The following is a 1059-nucleotide window of genomic DNA, read 5'->3' as shown; positions in this document are numbered from 1 at the left end:
AATGTAGCAAGTGGAACTAATATATCTACTTTAAACAATAAAGGCACTATTAGTGGTAGTCGTGGTGTTTCTATTGCTAGTAACTCTACTATTGAAAATTTGAATAATAGTAATACTATTATTGGTGAACGTGATAACGGTATTAATGTTTCTAATGGTTCTAGTATTAAAAATTTAAATAACTCCGGTGTTATTAGTGGTAAGGGTTCACAACCTGTAAGACAAGGAGCTGGTGTAAAAATAGATGTTGGTGGAATTGTTGATACTTTGATTAATTCAGGTACTATTATGGGGGAACAAAGTGCTATATATTCTGCTGGGACTATAAATTATTTTAAGAATACAGGTCTTATAGCTGATGGTGGAGTGAGTATTGCCGGAAAATTTAAAACTATTACAAATGACCATAATGGAATTATTTCTGTTAAATTTGGTGCAGGTATTGGATTAATATGGAATAAAATAGGAGGTACTAGTTATGCTAATGGAGATCTTGTAGATAACAAGGGTACTATTGAAGCTACAACAGGTATTCAAATATATTCAGGAGCCACAATAGGTACTATAAGTAATTCTGGTATTATTCAAGCGCGTGGAAGTGGTATAGAGTTATATGATATAGGTTGGGGAGTAGATGCTTCTATTTCTATAAAAGATGTAAATAATTTAGGAATTATTGTAGCAAACCAAGATGGTATAGCATTTAGAGATAATAGATCATCTGGTAAAACAGGTGTGACTATAGATAATATTACTAATACAGGTACTATTCAAGCTGGTAGATATGGAATTGTATTGAATGATAGTAGAAATGATTATCAAGTAGGTAAAATTGATTTAGGTGGTTTAGTTAATGGTAAAACAGCTGGTTTTTATATAGGAACTAACCAAAAACTTACTCAGTATATTAATGTAACTGGAACTTTATTAGGTGGTAGCGGTATCATAAACAAAGGCACCATAGGGGTAAATAATAATACCGGAAGTTTAGTAAATAATAATACTGGTAATGTAATTGATTTAAAAAATGGTGCTACCATAGCAGCATTATCTCCTAAT

The 1059-nt window shown here is 31.4% G+C and carries 1 pseudogene; it reads left to right on the top strand.

The annotated features are described in order from the left end of the window. Positions 1 to 1059 (top strand): annotated as a pseudogene (locus ACOTVC_RS08790) (hypothetical protein); the annotation flags it as partial.

Source organism: Campylobacter sp. GB48, assembly GCF_049221845.1.
Classification (GTDB): domain Bacteria; phylum Campylobacterota; class Campylobacteria; order Campylobacterales; family Campylobacteraceae; genus Campylobacter_D; species Campylobacter_D lari_C.
The sequence above is the reverse complement of the archived record's forward strand: the minus strand, read 5'-3'. Positions and strand labels throughout refer to the sequence as shown.